At 76.7% G+C, this 17,704-nt stretch carries 12 protein-coding genes; 5 read left to right on the top strand and 7 right to left on the bottom strand.

The annotated features are described in order from the left end of the window. Positions 1–58 precede the first annotated feature (58 nt). From GV155_RS05770 to GV155_RS05750, 5 genes are all read right to left on the bottom strand, one after another. On the bottom strand, positions 59–3,328 hold the full coding sequence (locus tag GV155_RS05770) for a M14 family metallopeptidase (protein ID WP_201300074.1): 3,270 nt from the start codon (positions 3,326–3,328) through the stop codon (positions 59–61). 122 nt (positions 3,329–3,450) lie between these two features. Continuing rightward, positions 3,451–4,599 carry a type VII secretion protein EccB gene (locus GV155_RS05765; protein WP_160006076.1) on the bottom strand — a complete coding sequence of 383 codons (1,149 nt, stop codon included), beginning with the start codon at positions 4,597–4,599 and terminating at the stop codon, positions 3,451–3,453. Beyond that, positions 4,596–5,939 (bottom strand): EsaB/YukD family protein, encoded by a 1,344-nt coding sequence (locus tag GV155_RS05760; RefSeq protein WP_160006074.1) that lies wholly within the window; start codon positions 5,937–5,939, stop codon positions 4,596–4,598. Before GV155_RS05760 ends, GV155_RS05765 begins: the two co-directional genes overlap by 4 nt. A 22-nt stretch (positions 5,940–5,961) precedes the next feature. Further along, a complete protein-coding gene (locus GV155_RS05755) occupies positions 5,962–6,270 on the bottom strand; it encodes a WXG100 family type VII secretion target (protein ID WP_160006072.1) in 309 nt (102 codons plus the stop codon). 76 nt (positions 6,271–6,346) lie between these two features. Further along, positions 6,347–6,667 carry a WXG100 family type VII secretion target gene (locus tag GV155_RS05750; RefSeq protein ID WP_160006070.1) on the bottom strand — a complete coding sequence of 107 codons (321 nt, stop codon included), beginning with the start codon at positions 6,665–6,667 and terminating at the stop codon, positions 6,347–6,349. A gap of 226 nt (positions 6,668–6,893) precedes the next feature. On the opposite strand from GV155_RS05750, the gene eccCb reads away from it, so the two are divergent. The 5 genes from eccCb (at position 6,894) to GV155_RS05725 (ending at position 15,855) form a co-directional block, all read left to right on the top strand. Next, positions 6,894–10,709 carry a type VII secretion protein EccCb gene (gene eccCb / locus GV155_RS05745; protein ID WP_236554051.1) on the top strand — a complete coding sequence of 1,272 codons (3,816 nt, stop codon included), beginning with the start codon at positions 6,894–6,896 and terminating at the stop codon, positions 10,707–10,709. Positions 10,710–10,898: 189 nt separating this feature from the next. Then, positions 10,899–11,120: a hypothetical protein gene (locus GV155_RS05740; RefSeq protein WP_160006068.1), complete on the top strand. Its 222-nt coding sequence runs from the start codon at positions 10,899–10,901 to the stop codon at positions 11,118–11,120. 130 nt (positions 11,121–11,250) lie between these two features. After that, positions 11,251–12,258, top strand: coding sequence for an AAA family ATPase (locus tag GV155_RS05735; RefSeq protein WP_160006066.1), 1,008 nt, complete (start codon positions 11,251–11,253; stop codon positions 12,256–12,258). Further along, positions 12,251–13,531: a DUF58 domain-containing protein gene (locus GV155_RS05730; protein ID WP_160006064.1), complete on the top strand. Its 1,281-nt coding sequence runs from the start codon at positions 12,251–12,253 to the stop codon at positions 13,529–13,531. Before GV155_RS05735 ends, GV155_RS05730 begins: the two co-directional genes overlap by 8 nt. Next, on the top strand, positions 13,528–15,855 hold the full coding sequence (locus tag GV155_RS05725; RefSeq protein ID WP_160006062.1) for a transglutaminase family protein: 2,328 nt from the start codon (positions 13,528–13,530) through the stop codon (positions 15,853–15,855). The genes GV155_RS05730 and GV155_RS05725 overlap by 4 nt, the downstream gene beginning before the upstream one ends. Positions 15,856–15,894: 39 nt before the next feature. Here GV155_RS05725 and GV155_RS05720 read toward each other — a convergent pair whose 3' ends face one another. Both GV155_RS05720 and dinB read right to left on the bottom strand, forming a co-directional pair. Continuing rightward, entirely contained in the window at positions 15,895–16,377 is a 483-nt protein-coding gene (locus GV155_RS05720) for a DUF3040 domain-containing protein (protein WP_160006060.1), read from the bottom strand. Between the two features lie 97 nt (positions 16,378–16,474). Further along, entirely contained in the window at positions 16,475–17,695 is a 1,221-nt protein-coding gene (dinB, locus tag GV155_RS05715; RefSeq protein ID WP_236554049.1) for a DNA polymerase IV, read from the bottom strand. Between the last annotated feature and the right edge of the window lie 9 nt (positions 17,696–17,704).

Here is a 17,704-nt window from a genome sequence, read left to right as displayed (position 1 = left end):
CGGTCGCCGGCCCGGCGCACCGGGCCCGAGGTCCTGCCTCGGGCCCGGTGCGGCGAGGTCAGCCGATCCGCACCCGGTCCCGGTCCGTGCTGCCCCGGACCAGGTCCGTGCCGGTGAAGCGGGCCTTCAGCAGGTGCCGCCCGCGGCCGAGCGCCACCCGGAGGACCGCCGGCTCACCGGCGGTGACGCGCACGCTCCTCAGCAGCTCGCGGCCCTCACGCAGGACCACCCGTCCCGTGGTCGGGACCCCGGGGACCTCCAGGTCGAGGACCACGCGGGCCCGCTCGCCCCCGGCCGCGGTGGCGTCGAGGTCGAGCTCCGAGCGCGCCTTGGCCACCCGGACGTCGGCCGGGGCGCTGCGCACCGTCGGCGAGCCCGGGGCCGCCGGGGTGAACCGGGCGACGACCGTGGTGGTCCCCGGCTCCAGGCCCTCGACGGTCAGGGTGGCCGCGCCGTCCGTCGCCGGGCCGGAGGCGACGACCTCGTCGCCCACGAGGAGGTCGACGGTCCCGTCCGCCGGGGTCCCGTCGTCCCCGGAGGTGGTCACCTCGACGGTGGCTGCACCCGGGTAGACCACGCGCTCGACCGGGGTGATCGCGACGCTGCTGTCCCCGGGGGCCACCACCGGCTCGCCCTCGGGACCGGCCCACTGCAGGGCCTGCGCCGCCTGGGACAGGCCACCCTTGGGGTGCGTGCGGAAGAACGGCGAGGTGCCGAAGACGAAGGTGCGCGACCCCGTCTCCTCGTCGACCGCCGAGACGGCCGAGGCCGCGCCGGCCGCGCCGGCCGGACCGTTGGCGGCGTCCGTGGCCCGCCAGTGGCCCGCGAGCAGCGGGTCGGCGCCGTAGGTCTGCGCGGCCGTCGTCGTCCCGCCGAGACCGGAGTAGGAGAACGCCGGGTAGATGAACGCCGAGTCCTGGGCGTGGGGCGCGAGCACCGAGTCCTCCGGCGTCTCCACGTCCACGATGCCGTTGCCCGACCGGTTGCCGGGTGTCACGGTCCCGTCGAGCAGACCGATCCGCTTGGCGAAGGTGAAGACGCCGTTCGAGGCGTCCCGCCCGGTGACGGACCCGCCGTCGGCCACGAAGGCCTCCACCGCGTCCTCCGCCGCGGAGCCGATCGCCGGGGCGAAGGTGCCGCCGATCCAGAGGACGTCGACGCCGTCGAGCAGCGTCGGGTCGGCGTTCAGGCTGGTGACGCTCAGTGCGACGAGGTCGTCGAAGCCGAGCTCGGTCAGCGAGAGGCGGTCGTCCTGGGTGCCGACGTAGCCGACGGTCAGGTCGCTGAGCGCCTTGGTGGTCTCGGCCGCGAGGGCGTCGAGCTCCTCCGCGGAGGCGGCCTCGAGGGTGATCCCGAGGTCCTCGGCCGCCGCGGTCGCGACGTCGAAGCCGGCGACGTCCACGACGACCGACCCGTCCTCGAGCATGGCGACGGGGACGTCCTGCTCCAGCACCTCGTTGAGCAGCCGGTGGTCGGCCACGCCCGCGACGTCGAAGGTCGTGTAGGTCGCCGTGTCCGGCACGGTCGAGTCGGCCGGGACCGCGTCGATCGGCTCGACGTCACCGACGGGGGCGGGGTCCTGGGTCAGGCCGACCTTGTCGACCGTCGCGCCCCACGTGTAGGAGTAGCTCCAGGCGGAGATGTCGTACATCGAGGGGACCTTCTCGGAGATGTCCTCCCCGAGGTCGAGCAGCGAGTTCGCCAGCCCGCGCATCGGCTGGTGCATGTCGACGACGTACGAGCCCGCCGGGTAGTCCGTGCCGTCCACGGTCGTCGCGGAGGTCAGCGTGCCGACCTCGACGTCGTGGGTCAGCAGCTGGTCGACGAGCCGGTCGGCGTCGCTCTCGGAGCGCTGCCCCGCGCCGACGGGGATGACGTAGGCGCGGGGGACCTCGATCGGGTCCTGGTCGTCGACGACGTCCCACAGCGGCTTCCACTGGCTCGGCCCGGGCACCGCCGCGACGTCCTCGGTGGTCAGGTTGTCCTTGGCCTCGCCGGCCACGCCGCGGCGGAAGGTCTCGATCTGGTTCGAGATCATGTCGCGCGCGGTGGTGCCGACGTTCATGTAGCCGACGATGCTCTCCATCGTCTGGTAGGCCACGTCGGTGTTGACCACGGCCCGCTCGGGCGTCTGGCGCCCGCCGGCGGCACCGCGGGTCAGCGGCAGCTCGACGGTCGCCGAGGCGGCGCCGAAGAACGCGGCGTACTGCGCGGTGAAGATCGGCGGGAAGTCGTCCCAGCCGTCGGGGGTGTCGCGGTAGGGGATCTTGATGTGGGCGGTGTCGGGCCCAGTGTTGGCCGGCACGACCGCGCCGGTGGTGGTGTCGTAGTAGGTGTTGCCCGGGATGTCGGCCGCGACGACGTCCTTCTCGACCTTGAGCGCCAGCGCGTAGTTGTGCGGCATCGTCAGGTCGTACTCGTAGTTGGAGCCGTGCGGCGGGCCGCAGGGCTCCATCTGCAGGACGTTGGTGTAGCCGTGGAAGTCGGCGGCGTAGATCGGCTGGATGGCCTGCGCCTGGCGGATGAAGGACCGGGTCTCCGGGGTGGAGTTGGTGATCATGTCCCGGTTCGGGTCGAGGCCCAGGGCGGTGGCGCGGGTGGCGTTCGTCCGGCCGTCGGGGTTCAGCGAGGGCGAGAAGTAGACCCGGTTGTTGGCCAGGATCCCGCCGACCTCGCTCAGGGGCGCGGTGGCGAGGTGCTCGATGTAGTCCATCGCCGCGTCGGTGCCCTCCCACTCGTTGCCGTGGATGTTGTTGCTGATCCAGATCGGGGTCTTGTAGTCGCGCAGCAGCGCGGCGTCGGCCGCGGCGGCCTCCGGGTCGGCCTTCATCTGGATCTTCCACGCGGTCTGCTGCGCGGTCTCCTCGGCGGACTCCGGCGCGGTAAGCGTCACCAGGTAGAGGTCGCGCCCCTCGGTGGACTGCCCGACCACCTGCACCGAGACCCGGTCGCTGCGCTGCATCAGCTCGGTCAGGCGCGGCGCGATCTGGGGGTGCGTGATCAGCTCGGCCGTCGCGGCGGCGTCGTCGGCGTTGTCGCGGTAGAACCGCAGCTCGGGCTGGTACGGGTACGAGCTCGGCATGGCGATCGGGTCGCCGGCCACGGCCGACTCGGCCGCCTTCTGCACGACCTGCGCGCGGGTCGGTTCCTCCACCCGCGTCGCGGTGCCCGCGCCGCGGCCGCCGTCGGTGGCGGCGGAGGGGTCCGCGGAGCCGACGGCCCCGGGTCCCGAGGGTTCCGCGGAGGCGGTGGTGCCGGTGCTGACCAACGCGGAGGTGGCGGCGAGCGCCACCCCGGTCACGCCGACGAGGGCGCGTGTTCTTCTCACTGAGGGACTCGTTTCGTCAGGGTGGAGGACGCAGGAGGCCACCTCGTCGACGACGTGGCGGACCCCCCGGGTGGTCAGGGTGCCTGACGATGCGCGTCCCGCACCGTTCCGTAACGAAACGTTTACGAGGCAGGTGCGCGGACGGGCCGCGCGGCCGCCCGCACCGACAGCACGGGGCCGGGCGCCAGCAGGCCCAGCCACGACTCCGGCACCACGACCGGCACGGTCCCGGCCCATCCCAGGCGGGCGCGGGACTCGGCACCGACGACCGGCAGCGCGCGCCCCCGGTCGTCGACGAACCAGCGGGCCCGCGGCCGTTCCGGGGTCGTGACGAGCGCGCCTGCTCCCGGCGGGGTGCCGGCGGACGCGTCGGTCGGCGGCGCGGCCAGCCGGGTGACCGGGGCCGTCGAGGGGAGGGCGCGCCGGGGCCCGGCGGCGCCCGGCTCGAGCAGCAGGCAGGTGGGGCCGCTGCGTACGGCCAGGGGCGGCAGCGTGGTGGCCGTACCGGGCGGCACCAGCACCAGCCAGGTCGCCGGCACCGGCGCGGCGGTCGCGAGCGGGGGGCCTCCCAGCGCGGCGAGGGCCGTCTCGGCGGCGCCTGGGTCGGCCGGGAGCGGGTAGCGACGGGCGCCGTCACCGGTGTCGACGACCAGCCAGGACGAGCCGCCGGCGGTGACGAGCACGGCCGTCGCGGCCCCGAGCGGGTCGGGAGGACGGCCCGGGAGGACGGGTACGGGCGCGTCCGGGCAGGCCGTCCAGGCGGTCGTCGTGAGGTCCGTGGCGCCCGGGACGACCGCGGGCGCGTCGGGGATCCCCACCGCCGGCCCCGGCACCTGCGCCGCGAGGGCGGCCAGCTCGGCCGCCGGGGCGGTCTGCGGCATCCCGTCCTCGCCGCCGTCGGGGAGCAGCAGCCGGGCCGAGACGGGGTTGAGCACGGCGCGCGCCACGAGACCTCCGGCTGCTCGTGGCCCGGCGTCGTCGAGGACGACGTAGGCCGCGCCCGACTCCGCCGCGACCGCCACGCCGACGTCCAGGACGGGGTCCTCGGTCACGGCCGGGTCCGCGCCCGCGCCCGCGCCCCGGACCAGGCCGACCACCCCGACCCCGCCGACCAGCAGCGCGGCCAGCAGCGCCCCGCCGAGGGCGGCTCGCCCGGGCCGGCGGGGCTCCTCGCCGCGCACCCCGGCCGGACCGGCGACCAGCACGTGCGCCAGGCGGCGCCGGGACCACGCCTGCGCCTCCGCGAGCTCCCGGGTCGCGACCACGCTCACCCGCCGACGAGGTCGAGGAGGCCGGTCACGACCGCCAGCAGCGGGAGCAGTGCCACCGCGGTCGCGGTCTCCGCCAGGTCCCCGATCCGACGCGCGCCGACGGAGGTCACCGGGCCGACGAGCAGCGGGAGCGGCACCAGGAGGACGAGCGCCGGCGTCAGCACCTCCCGCGCCGCCGGGTCGTTCACCAGGAGCACCCCGGCGATCCCCGCGAGGGCCACCGCCCCGCAGCCGAGGTCGGCGGCGACGAGCAGCGCGCTGTGGGAACGGCGGGAGCGCAGGACCAGGTGGAGGGCCAGCACCGCCCCCAGCGCCGCGGCCGACCGGCCGACGACGGCGAGCAGCGGCGCCGCGACGACGAGCAGGACACCCACCCCGCCCGCCGTCCCGGCCAGCAGGTCGGCGGCGCGGGCGGCGTCGACGTCGAGGCCGCCGTGATCGACCGGGGCGCCGCCGCCGGGGCTCGCAGCGAGCGCGGCGTCCGCGGCGGGACCGGCCCAGGGGTCGACCAGCCCGTCGCCGCCCCGCCCGACCACGGCGAGCGCGAGTTCGGGCGCGACACCCCCGAGCAGGACGAGCCCGACGACCGCACCCGCGAGCAGCGCCTCCGGTGCCGCGGGGGCCCGGGCCAGCAGCCCGAGGACGGTCAGGGTCGCGCCGGGCAGGACCGCGACCAGCAGCAGGCCACGGCGCCGCGTCAGGGCGGCGGCCCCCACCAGCGCCGTCGCGACGACGGCTGCGCCGACGGGCGGGCCCGCCGTGACGAGCCAGGCAGGACCCGGGCCGGGCGCACCGACCAGGGCCGCGGCCGCCGCGGCGGCGAGCAGGCAGGCCAGCACGACGGCCAGCACGGCGGACAGCACGGCGGTGGGCGTCGCTCCCTCCGGCCCGGTGCGCGACGACCACGCCGCCAGGACCAGCAGCGTCAGGACGCCGACCGTCCCGACGACACCACCCGCTGCGGCGTCGGGGAGGCCCACGACCCCGGCCGCCGCCAGCAGACCGAGCACCGCCGCGACCAGCGGCCTCGCGGCGTCGCGCTGGCGGCTCGTCCAGGACGCGGCGCGGGCGACCTCGGCCCCGAGCGCCTCCGCCCGGTCGTCGCGCACCAGGGGCGCTGGAGCTGCCGGGGTCACGACGAGCACCGCCCCCGGACGTACCCCCTGGTCCTCCAGTGGGACCTCCGGGTCCAGCGGTCGCCCACCGGCCAGCGCGAGGTGCCCGGTGGCGTCCGGGGCCGGAGCGTCGACGGACCCCACGAGCACCGGCAGGAGCTCGGCCACCGGGAGCCCGGCCGGGACGGCGAGGTCGGTACGCCGACCCCCCACGAGCACGGTCACCCGCAGGGGATCGGCACGCACCTCAGCGGCCGCCGTCGAACCGGGCCGCTCCGGCGCGGTCGCGGGCGGCGTACTCGGCGTTGGACTGCGACACCGCGCGTCCGGCCTCGTCGAGCACGGTGCGCATGTCGAGCATGGCGGCGTCCCACTGCCGCTTGGCGGTGTCGTAGGACTCGCGGGCCTCCCCGGTCCAGCCGGCACGCAGCGGGGCCAGCTCGCTCTCCAGCTGGTCGAGCCGGGCGTCGATCTGGCGGACCTGCCGACCGAGGTCGGCGGCCGCCTGGTCCAGCGCGGCGTGGTTGACGCGGATCGTGCCGTCTCCGAGGGTCATCTGATGCTCCTGTCGTGTCGTGGATCGCGGTGGAGTGTGCGGTGGGACGGGTGACGGTGTGCGGGCGGGACCCGGCTCAGCCGCCGAGGCGGCCGGCCAGCGCGGTGTAGGTCGAGCCCTGCTGCTCGTCGGCGCCGACGACGTCGCGCTGGGTGACCCGCAGGGAGGCGTCGAACCGGTCGAGGGCGGAGACCACCACGCGTTGCCGGTCGGTCCAGGTCTGGTGCAGCGCCACGAACGCCCCGGCGCCCCGACCGAGCCACTGGCCCTGGAGGGCGGCGAGCTGGTCGGTGAGCTGGGCGCTCAGCCGGTCGACGTCGGCGCGGCACGCGCCGACCCGCTCGGCGGCGGTGGCGAGGGTGCCCTCGCCCTGGCTCATCTCTCCTTCGACGGACATGTCTGCTCCTCCCGGCGCGGGGCGCCGTGTCGTGTGACCTGCGGACGGTGGGCCGGTCCGGTGCCGGACCCACCTGTCGGGATACCCACCGGGAGCCGTTCCAAACCAGGTCCGACGTTGTCCCCAGGACCTGTGGAGGAGCCCGGCACGGACGGGGGCACCCGCCCTACGCTCACGGCCCGGCCCGGCCTGGTCCCGCCCGGCCCGGTGGAGGGAGGAGGGCGACGTGACGAGCAGCGCGCAGGAGCAGGTCGTGCCGCGTCCACCGCCGTTGGTCGCCCCGGCCGACGGCGCCGCGGGCGTGGCGATGAACGCGCTGCCGATGCTGGGCAGCGTGGGCTCGGTCGTGCTGGTCACCTCGACGTCCGCCGGTGGTTCCGGCCTGCTGCGGCTGGTCGCGGGCGGCATGTTCGTGCTCACCACGCTGGGGTTCGTCGCCGTCCAGGTCGACCGGCAGCGCACCCAGCGGGACCACCAGCGCCGTGGGGCGCGCACGGCGTACCTGCGTCACCTGGCCCAGGTGCGCGACCTGCTGCAGGGCGCGGCCGCGCGCCAGCGGGAACGGTCCTGCACCGTGCACCCGCACCCGGCCCAGGTGGCGGGGCGGATGGCGGCGCTGGTCGCGGCCGGTGGCCGCCGGCCGGTCGGGTGGACCGCCGCGGGGCCGGGCGACCCGCTCCTGGTGCGCTGGGGGTGGGGCCGGGGCGAGCCCGACCTCGTGCCGGTCGCGCCCCCCGAGCCGGAGGGCGACGTCGACCCCGTCGCCGGCGACGCCCTGCGGCGCCTGCTCGCAGCCCACCGCGAGGTGCCCGCGCTCCCGCTGCTGCTGGACCTCGCCGCGACCCCGCGGCTCTGCGTGGTCGGGGCCGAGGCCACGTCGGTGGTCACCGCGATCGTCGTCTCGTCGGTCCACGCCCTGCCGCCCGGACGGCTGCGCCTGGTGGTCCTCGCCGACCCCGGACGGCTCGCCGCGTGGGAGTGGGTCAAGTGGCTCCCGCACGCCGCGGACCCCACGGCCCGCGACGCGACCGGGCCGCTCCCGCTCGTCCTCGCGGCCTCGGACGACCCGGCGTCGGACCTCGTCGGCGCGACGGCCACCACGGCCGGCGGAGGCCCCCACGACCCCCACCTGCTGCTGGTGCTCGACCTCGGCAGGTCGCCCACGGAGCCCCCGGTCCCGGTTCCCGGTGTCACCGTGGTCGTCCCGGTCGGGCGCGACCCCGGGTGGCCCGGTGACCGGCTCGTCCTCGCCGGGCCCGCCACCACGCCCGGGGCGCCGGCGTCCGACCGGCACCTGCGGGTCCACGCCGCCGAGGTGCGCGGGTCGGCCGACCGGTGCGGACCGGCCTCGGCCGAGGCCGCCGCACGCCGGCTCGCGCCGTACGGTCCCGGGCCGGACCGCGCTGCCGACGACCCCGGCGGGCCCGACCCGGTGCTCGCGGCGCTCGACCTGCCGGCGCCCGACGCCCCGGCGGACCCCGGGCGGCCCCGGGCCGCCTCCGACCGGCTGCGGGTGGCGATCGGGACCGACCAGCGCGGACGCCCGGTCCACCTCGACCTCAAGGAGGCCGCCCACGGCGGCACCGGCCCGCACGGCCTCGTGGTGGGGGCCACCGGGTCCGGGAAGTCCGAGCTGCTGCGCACCCTCGTGCTCGGCCTGGCCGCCACGCACTCCCCGGGCGACCTCAACCTGGTGCTGGTCGACTACAAGGGCGGTGCCACGTTCGCCGGGCTGGCGGCGCTGCCCCACACCTCGGCGCTGATCACCAACCTCGCCGACGAGGCGGTGCTCGTCGAGCGGATGGGCGACGCGCTGGCCGGGGAGCTGCAGCGGCGCCAGGAGGTGCTCCGCGCCGCAGGGCCCTTCGCCTCCCGGCACGACCTCGAGCGCGCCCGTGCCGCCTCGGCCGACCCGGCCTCGTTGCCCCGGCTGCCCTCGCTGCTCGTGGTGGTCGACGAGTTCTCCGAGCTGCTGGCCGCCGAGCCCGCCTTCGTCGACCTCTTCGGGGCGATCGGCCGCCTGGGCCGCTCGCTGGGGGTGCACCTGCTGCTGGCCTCGCAGCGGCTCGACGAGGGCCGGCTCCGCGGGCTCGAGGCACACCTGTCCTACCGCGTCGGCCTGCGCACCTTCAGCGCCGCCGAGTCCCGCGCGGTGCTCGGCGTGCCCGACGCGGCGGCGCTGCCCGCCGTCCCCGGCGCCGGCTACCTGCGCACCGGCCCCGAGGCGTTGGTGCGGTTCACCGCCTCGTACGTCTCCGGACCCGTCCCCGTCCCGCCGCCCCGGACCGCACGGGCGCCCCTGGTCGTGGCCTTCACCGGGCCGTTCGGCCGCCCGGCGGTCGCCCCCTCGATCCCGGCCCGGGTCACCACCCCGGCGGCACGGAACCGGACCGGGCCGACGCTGCTGGAGTCCGTCGTCGACCGCCTGGCCGGCCAGGGTCCGCCCGCGCACCAGGTCTGGCTGCCGCCGCTCCTCGCGTCACCGGCGCTCGGCGAGCTCCTCCTCGACCGCCCCGACGACGCCGGACCCGTCCTGGTCCCGCTGGGCCTGCTGGACCGGCCGCGCGAGCAGCGGCGGGAGCCCCTCCTCGTCGACCTGGCCGTGGCCGGGGGGCACCTCGTGGTCGTCGGCGGACCCCGCAGCGGCACCAGCACGCTGCTGCGCACCGCGGTGACCGCGCTGGCGCTGACCACCGACCCGACGCAGACCCACGTCCACGTGCTCGACCTCGGCGGCGGCGCGCTGGCGCCCCTGGCCACGCTCCCGCACGTGGCCGCCGTCGTCACCCGCGCGGAGCCCGAGGTGGTCCGGCGTCTCCTCGCGGAGCTGCGCCGCACCCTGGACGAGCGCGAGGCCGCGGGGCCCGGCGCCACGGCCCCGCGGCTGGTGCTCGTGGTCGACGGGTGGGGTGCGCTGCGCGACGGCGAGTGGGAGCAGGAGGTGACCGCCCTGACGGCACGCGGACCCGGTTTGGGCCTGCACGTCCTGGCCGCGGCGACGCGGTGGGCCGACCTCCGGGCGGCCGCGCGCGACCTGTTCGGCCACCGGGTCGAGCTCCGCCTGGGCGACCCGCTCGACTCCGAGGTCGACCGCCGCGCCGCCGCACGGGTACCAGCCGGCCGGCCCGGGCACGGGCTCGCCGCGAGCGGTCACCGCCTGCTGGTCGCGCTCCCCGTGGCCTCGGCCCGCGAGGTCGGGGCGACGACCCGGGAGGCCGCGGAGGAGGCACTGCGCCGTCGCGTCGCCGCGGCATCGCCCGGGGTGACCGCCCCCGCCCTGCGCCTCCTGCCCGCCCGGGTCCTGCTGACGGAGGTACGCCGGGCGGCCGCCCCCGGGACGGAGCGGCTCTGGCTGGGGGTCGGCGAGGAGCGGCTGGCACCGGTCGGCCTCGACCCCGCGACCGAGCCGCACCTGCTCGTCCTCGGCGACGGGGGGTCGGGGCGCACCGGCGTGCTCCGCACGCTCGCGCTCGAGGTCGTCCGGACCCGGCCGGCGTCGCAGGCGCAGCTGCTCGTCCTCGACCCACGCCGCACCCTGCTCGGTGCCCTGCCCGGGGCGCACCTGCTCGACCACGTCGCCGACGACGACCACGCCCGCAGCGCGGTCGGCGACCTCGCCGCCTTCCTGCGCACCCGCCTGCCCGGACGTGACGTCACCCCCGCCTCGCTGCGGCGCCGCGACTGGTGGCGCGGGGCGGAGGTGTGGGTGCTGGTCGACGACCACGAGCTGGTCGCACCACCGTCGCGGACCGGCTCCCCGCTCGACCCCCTGGTCGCGCTGATGCCCCGGGCCCGCGACGTCGGCCTGCACCTCGTCGTGGCCCGCCGCGCCGGCGGCGCCGCCCGCGCTGCGTACGACCCGCTGCTCCAGAGTCTGCGGGACCTCGGGGGCACCGGCCTCCTGCTGTCCGCGAGCCCGGAGGAGGGCAGCCTGCTCGGGCTCCGACCGGCGTACGCACCACCGGGCCGGGGACGTCTGGTGCCCGCGGGACGCGCGGTCACCGTGGTCCAGACCGCCTGGGCCGAACCCCCGGAGGTGTGACCCGGACGACGTCCCGCCCTGCCATCGTTGGATCGTTACAAAAAACCCCGGCCCGCCACACGCCCGTAACCGGGAGTCAACACCCCGGCGACGAACCGCAGGCATCGTCGGACACGCACCGTCGCACCAGACCTCGCTGCTCACCGTGCAGCGAGCGCCCCACCAGATCCCCACACCCCGGGAGGCACCATGTCCAGCAGGCCCACCACGCCCCTCACCGCGTCCGCCGCGCCCGCCGTCGCCCTCGGTGACGCCGCCGAGTCCCGCGACCAGCGGGTGCTCGACCAGCGGGCCCGCTTCCGCACGCGCCACGCCCGGGCGCTCACCGACCTGATGGGGCAGCGCGACGACCTTCGCGGCGTGCACGCGCTCGCCGACCTGGTCGACGACGCCGTCCGCGGGACCGCCTGACCCACCCCCGGCCCGGCCGTCGAGGCCGGGAACGCCCGACGAGAGACACGGGTTGAGGCCACGCCCTACGGTTGGGGTCACCTCGCTCCACCCCCCGGCCCGACCCGGGCCGCACCCGGAAGGACCACGCGTGGACCCCGCTCCCTCCCCTGCCGACACCGGCTCCCGACCGCCTGCGTCGGCGGACCTCGCGACCGTCGCCGCGGCGGTGGGACGCATCCGCGCGAACATCGAGCGGGTGATCGAGGGCAAGCCCCAGGTCGTCGCCTCGGCGGTCACCGTGCTGCTGGCCGAGGGCCACCTCCTCATCGAGGACGTGCCCGGCGTCGGCAAGACGATGCTGAGCAAGGCCCTGGCGCGCAGCATCGACTGCAGCGTGCGGCGCATCCAGTTCACGCCCGACCTGCTGCCCTCCGACGTCACCGGCGTCTCCGTCTTCAACCAGGACACCCGGCAGTTCGAGTTCCGCCCCGGCGGGGTGTTCGCCAACGTGGTCGTCGGCGACGAGATCAACCGGGCCTCGCCGAAGACGCAGTCGGCGCTGCTGGAGTGCATGGAGGAGCGTCAGGTGACGGTGGACAACGCCACCTACGCCCTCGAGGCCCCCTTCATGGTCATCGCCACCCAGAACCCGGTGGAGATGGAGGGCACCTACTCGCTGCCCGAGGCGCAGCGCGACCGCTTCATGGCCCGCGTCTCGATGGGCTACCCCGTCGAGGCCGCCGAGATCGCGATGCTCGACTCCCACGCCGGCCACTCCCCGCTGGAGGACCTCGACGCCGTCACCGACGCCGCCGAGATCCGCAAGCTCTGCGGGATCGTCGCCGGGGTGCACGTCTCCGCGCCCGTCCAGCGCTACGCCGTGGCCATCACCGGCGCCACACGGCGCAGCGACCACCTCGTGCTCGGCGCGTCACCCCGCGCCACGCTGCACCTGGTCCGGGCCGCCAAGGCCGCGGCGGCCATGGACGGCCGCGACTACGTGCTCCCCGACGACGTCCGCGCGCTGACGGGCCCGGTGCTCACCCACCGGCTGATGCCCAGCGTCGAGGCGTCGATGACCGGACGCGCCGTCGCCGGCGTCCTGGCCGACCTCGTCGCCGCCGTGCCCGTGCCCCGGGGCGCCGGCGGTGCGTGAGGCCCTCTCCGGCCTGACCGTGCGCGGGCGCGCCTTCCTGGCGGCCGGCGTCACCGCCGTGGTGTGCGCGGTGCTCCTCGACCAGCGCCCACTGAGCCGGGTCGGCGTGCTGCTGGTGGCGCTGCCCCTGCTCGCGGCGGCGGTCCTCGCCCGGACCCGCTACCGGCTCTCGCTGGTGCGCGAGGTCTCCCCGCGCCAGGTCGTCGTGGGCCAGCCCGCCCAGGTCACGCTCACCCTGACCAACGACGGGCGGACGCCCAGCGGGCTGCTCCTGCTCGAGGAGCAGGTGCCCTACGAGCTCGGCGCCCGGCCCCGCTTCGTCCTCGAGGGGATCGGCCACGGCTGGAGCAGGCACGCGGCCTACCAGGTGCGTGCGGACCTGCGCGGGCGCTTCGAGGTCGGACCGATGGCGGTGCGCGTGACCGACCCCTTCGGCCTGCTCGAGCTGGGCCGTGCCTTCCGCTCCACCGCGACCCTCACCGTGGTCCCGCGCACCGTGGACCTCCCGGCCGTCCCGCTCGGCCAGGGCTGGACCGGCTCCGGCGACGAGCGGCTGCGGGCCGCCGCGACCGGCTCGGCCGAGGACGTCACCGTGCGCACCTACCGCCGCGGCGACGACCTCCGCCGGGTGCACTGGCGCAGCTCGGCCCGCACGGGCGAGCTCATGGTGCGGCGCGAGGAGCAGCCCTGGCAGGCCCGCGCCACCGTCTTCCTCGACGACCGGGTGGTCGCCCACCGCGGCGCGGGCCCGACGTCGTCGTTCGAGACCGCGGTCACCGCGGCCGCCTCGGTGGCCACCCACCTGGCCCGTCGTGGCTACACCGTGCGGCTGGTCACGGCCACGGGCGAGGACCCCGCCTCGGCCCGGCACGACGCCGTGCACGGACCCGACGCCGCCAGGCTGCTGGAGTCCCTCGCCGTCCTCCGGCTCCACCCGGCGGTCCGGCTCGACCAGGGCTGGCTCTCCGACCACACCGCCGGCGTGACCGTCGCCGTCGTGGGCCTGCTGCAGGCCGCCGACGCGCCGGTCCTGCGCCGGATGGCGCACCCCGGGCTCTCCCTGGCCCTGGCCCTCGACCTGGACGCGTGGGGCCGGTCCCCCGGCGGGCCCGGCGGGCCGGCGACACCGGTGCTGCTGCACCAGGGCTGGCGGGTGTCCTCCCTCGGACCCGGCGACGACCTGGCCACGGCGTGGCAGGAGCTCGGCCGGGGCGGTGCCCGCGCGACGGTGCCGGCCGGCCTCGGCCGGACCGTCGGGGGTGCGTCGTCGTGAGCACCCGCCCGGCCGGCTCCCGGATCGGACTCGCGCTGACCGGCGCGCTCACCGTCTGGGTCTCGGCCCTGTCCTGGCGCGGGTTCACCGAGGCCTGGGCCGCAGCCCTGATCCCGCTCCTCGGCATCGGCGCCGTCGTCGCCCTCAGCGGTGCGCTCCTGCGCCGCCTCGCGGTGCCGGGGCTGCTCGTCGTGCTCGCCCAGGTGCTGCTCGGCGTCGGGGCCACGAGCCTGGTGCTGATCGGCACCCCGGTGCCGCTGGGGGCGGCCGGCACCGACCTGGTCCGGTCCTTCACCCAGGCGGTCGACTCCTCCACGAGGTACGCCGCGCCCGTCCCGGCCGGCGTCCCGGGCATCGAGCCGCTGCTGGTCGTCGGCGGCCTGGGCTGCCTGCTGCTGGTCGACGTCCTGGCCTGCACGCTGCGCCGGGTCCCCCTGGCCGGGCTGCCGCTGCTCGCGGTCTACAGCGTCCCGGTCGGCATCCTGGGCACCGGTGCGAGCTGGTGGGTCTTCGTCGCCGCGGCGGCCGGGTTCCTGATGATGCTCCACCTCGACGCCGGTGACGCCGTGACCCGGTGGGGCCGCGCCCTCGCCGACCCCGCGGACGACCAGGCCGTGGACTCCACCGGCTTCGGGGTGCGTACGGGCGCCGCCTCCGCGGGCGCGGGTGCGCTCGGCGCCGGCGCGGTGGCGCTGGCCGTCGCGATCCCGCTCGCGCTCCCGGCGCTCGACCTCGACCTGCTGGGCGGCGGCACCGGCTCCGGCGGGGACGGCGAGATCCTGGTGACCAACCCGATGGTCGACCTGCGACGGGACCTGAAGCAGGGCGAGGACTTCCCCCTGGTCCGCGTCCGCACCGACGACCCGGACCCGGCCTACCTGCGGATCTCGGTGCTGGCCAACTTCACCGAGAACGAGTGGACCGCCGGCGACCGCAGCGTCCCCGGCAACCAGGTGGCCGACGGGGCGCTGCCGCCGATCGAGGGCCTCGACGCGGGGGTCCCCCGGGAGGCCTACGCCTACGAGGTCGAGGTGACCGAGGCGCTCTCCTCGACCTGGCTGCCGACCCAGGCACCGGTCTCCCGGGTCGAGGCGCCCGGTGACTGGCGCTTCGACACCAGCACCGTCGACTTCATCGCAGCCTCCGACGACCTGACCACCTCCGGCCTGACCTACGAGATGACCGCCGTGGAGCCGCAGGTGGAGGCCGCCGAGCTGGCCGAGGCCCCCGCCGAGCGCGGCGAGGTCGACTCCCGGTTCCTCCAGCTGCCCACCGGGCTGCCCCCCGTCGTGGGGTCGCTGACCAACGACGTCACCGCGGGCCTGGCCAACAACTTCGACCGCGCGGTGGCCCTGCAGGACTTCTTCCGCACCGACGGGGGCTTCCAGTACAGCCTGGCGCGGTCCGAGGACGGCAACGGCGCCGACGAGCTCGCCGCCTTCCTCACCGAGGGCGAGGGCGGTCGGGTGGGCTACTGCGAGCAGTTCGCCTCCGCCATGGCCGTGATGGCCCGTCAGGTCGGCATCCCCTCACGCGTGGCGGTCGGCTTCCTGGCCCCCAGCCGGCTGCCCGACGGTCGCTGGGAGTACAGCTCGCGCGACCTGCACGCCTGGCCCGAGCTCTACTTCCCCGGCGCCGGCTGGACGCGCTTCGAGCCCACGCCGCCCCAGCGCGCCGCGGACGTCCCCGACTACACCGCCGGCGACCAGGCGCCCGAGGCGCTCCCCGAGGTCCCGGAGGCAGGCCCTGACGCCGCCCGCGGCGAGGAGGCCGACCGGGCCGAGAACCGGGTGCAGCCGGAGGTGACCGAGGAGCCCGTCGCCGCGCCGGCGGCGGACTCGTCCGCCCCGTGGCGCACGGCCGGGCTCGTCGGCCTGCCGGTGGCGCTGCTCGCCGCACTGCTCCTGGTGCCCGGTGCCGTACGGCGCCGGCGGCGCGAGCGGCGGCTGGCCGGCGGCGTGCTGGAGGGGTGGGCCGAGCTGCGGGACACCGCGGTCGACCTGGGCACGCCCTGGCCCGACGACCGCTCGCCGCGCGAGGTGCGGGCGGTGGTGTCGCGCCACCTCGGGACCACCACGGACCTCGACGTCGTCGTGGCCGCCGTGGAGCGCGCGAGCTACGCCCGCGCGGGTGCGTCCGACGCCGGGGTCACCGATGCCGTCCGCGGCTGCCTGACCACGATGGAGGAGCGGTCGACGAGCCGACGACGACGACGCGCCCGGTGGTGGCCGCGGACCGTGGTCTCGCGACGGGGTCGGCGCCGAGGCGCGGGCACGAGCGGCGACCAGCCCGCCGACCGTCCCCTGGCCGAGCAGCTGCGCTGAGCGCGCCGTCCGGCCGTCCGGCCCGGGGGCCGCGTGCGGTCAGAACCCGTTGCCCTCGCGGCGACGGCGCCAGCGCTGCTCCATGCGCTCCATGAAGGAGCCGGACGGGCGGGCGCCGCCGCCCTTGCCGGAGCCCGACGTGCGCCCGCGGGTCTTGCGCGGCTTGGACGAGCGACCGCCGTCGATGACCGCGAAGCCGGGGCTGCCGGCGCCGGGCATCGCGCCGGAGGCGTCGTCGGGCACGCGGACCTGCTGCTGACCGCGCAAGGAGGTGAGGGCGAGCGTCGCGCTGCCCAGCATCACCACGAAGCCGACGATGCCGATGACGACCTGGTTGGTGATGGCCCCGGTCATCAGCACGACGACCCCGACCACGAACACGACCGCGGCGAGCAGGGCCCGGCGACGGGCCGTCCTGCGCATCGAGGTGCCCCGCAGGGTCGAAGCGAACTTCGGGTCCTCCTCGACGAGCGCGCGCTCCATCTGCTCGAGCAGTCGCAACTCTTCTTCCGAGAGCGGCACCGGGTCCTCCCAGGGTCCGTCGTGCCCGGCAGTTCCGGGTGTTGGTGGAAGTCTAGGCAGGCCGCTCCACCGGCGGTAGGCACACCGGTGATTTCGTTCACCCCCCGAGCAGGCTGGCCGGCCGTACGGCCGCGGGGCCGAACCGTCGCGCTGCCTGGTCGACCGCACGATCAGCCTCCGCCCAGCCCACCTCGCGCTCCCCCAGGACGTGCTGGTGGTGGATCCCGGCCCGCGCCTGCAGCCCCTCCACCCGCACCCCGACCAGCCGGAGCCGGTCCCCGCGCAGGCTCAGGGCGTCGTGCAGGGCGACGACCGCCGCGAAGACCTCCTGGGTGACGTCGGTGGCCTCTCCGAGCGTCCGGGAACGGGTGAGGGTGGTGAAGTCCGAGAAGCGCACCGTCAGGGCCACCGTGCGGCCGGCGACACCTGCGGTCCGCAGCCGACCGGTCACCGAGGTGGTCAGGCGCAGCAGCTCGCGCAGGACTACCGCACGGTCGGCCGTGTCACGTCCGAAGGTCGACTGGGCGCCCATGGACTTGTCCGGGTCGTGCGTGACGCCCGCGAAGACGGGGGCGTGCCGTGAGCGCACCTGACGCCGGTCCGCACCCCACGCCAGGGTGTGCAGGTGGGGCCCGAGGTGCTCCCCGAGGTCGCGGCGGAGCACCCCGACCTCGGTGCGCGCGAGGTCGCCGACAGTGAGGTAGCCCTGGCGGCGGAGCCGGTCCCGGGTCTTCTCCCCCACCCCGTAGAGGTCGCCGATGTCACGGTGGTGCAGGAAGGCCACGACCTCGTCGGGCGCCACCACCCGCACACCGTCCGGCTTGGCCCGGGTGCTGGCGAGCTTGGCCACCGAGACGGTCGCGGCGACCCCGACCGAGCAGGTGATCCGCTGCTCGTCGGCGATCCGCGCCCGCAGCTGCTCGGCGATCGCCAGCGGGGTGCCCAGGAGGCGACCGGCCCCGGAGACGTCCAGGAACGCCTCGTCCATCGAGACGCCCTCCACGAGCGGGGTCACCTGCCGGAAGGTCTCCATGACCGCGGCCGAGACGGTGGCGAACGCCGCGTGGTCGGGCGCGAGGACCACGGCCTCCGGGCACAGCCGCAGCGCGCGGGAGCCGGGCATCGCCGAGCGCACGCCCCGGGCGCGGGCCAGGTAGTTGGCCGAGAGCACGACGCCGCGGTGTCCCCCACCGACGAAGACCGGGGAGTCCTGGAGGTCGGGGCGGTCACGCAGCGCGACCGAGGCGTAGAACGCGTCCATGTCGACGTGCAGGACCGGGCAGGCCCGTGAACGCTCGTACGCGTCCGGGCCGCTCACCGCTCGACC

Source organism: Nocardioides sp. AX2bis (assembly GCF_902506435.1).
Lineage (GTDB): Bacteria > Actinomycetota > Actinomycetes > Propionibacteriales > Nocardioidaceae > Nocardioides.
The sequence above is the reverse complement of the archived record's forward strand: the minus strand, read 5'-3'. Positions and strand labels throughout refer to the sequence as shown.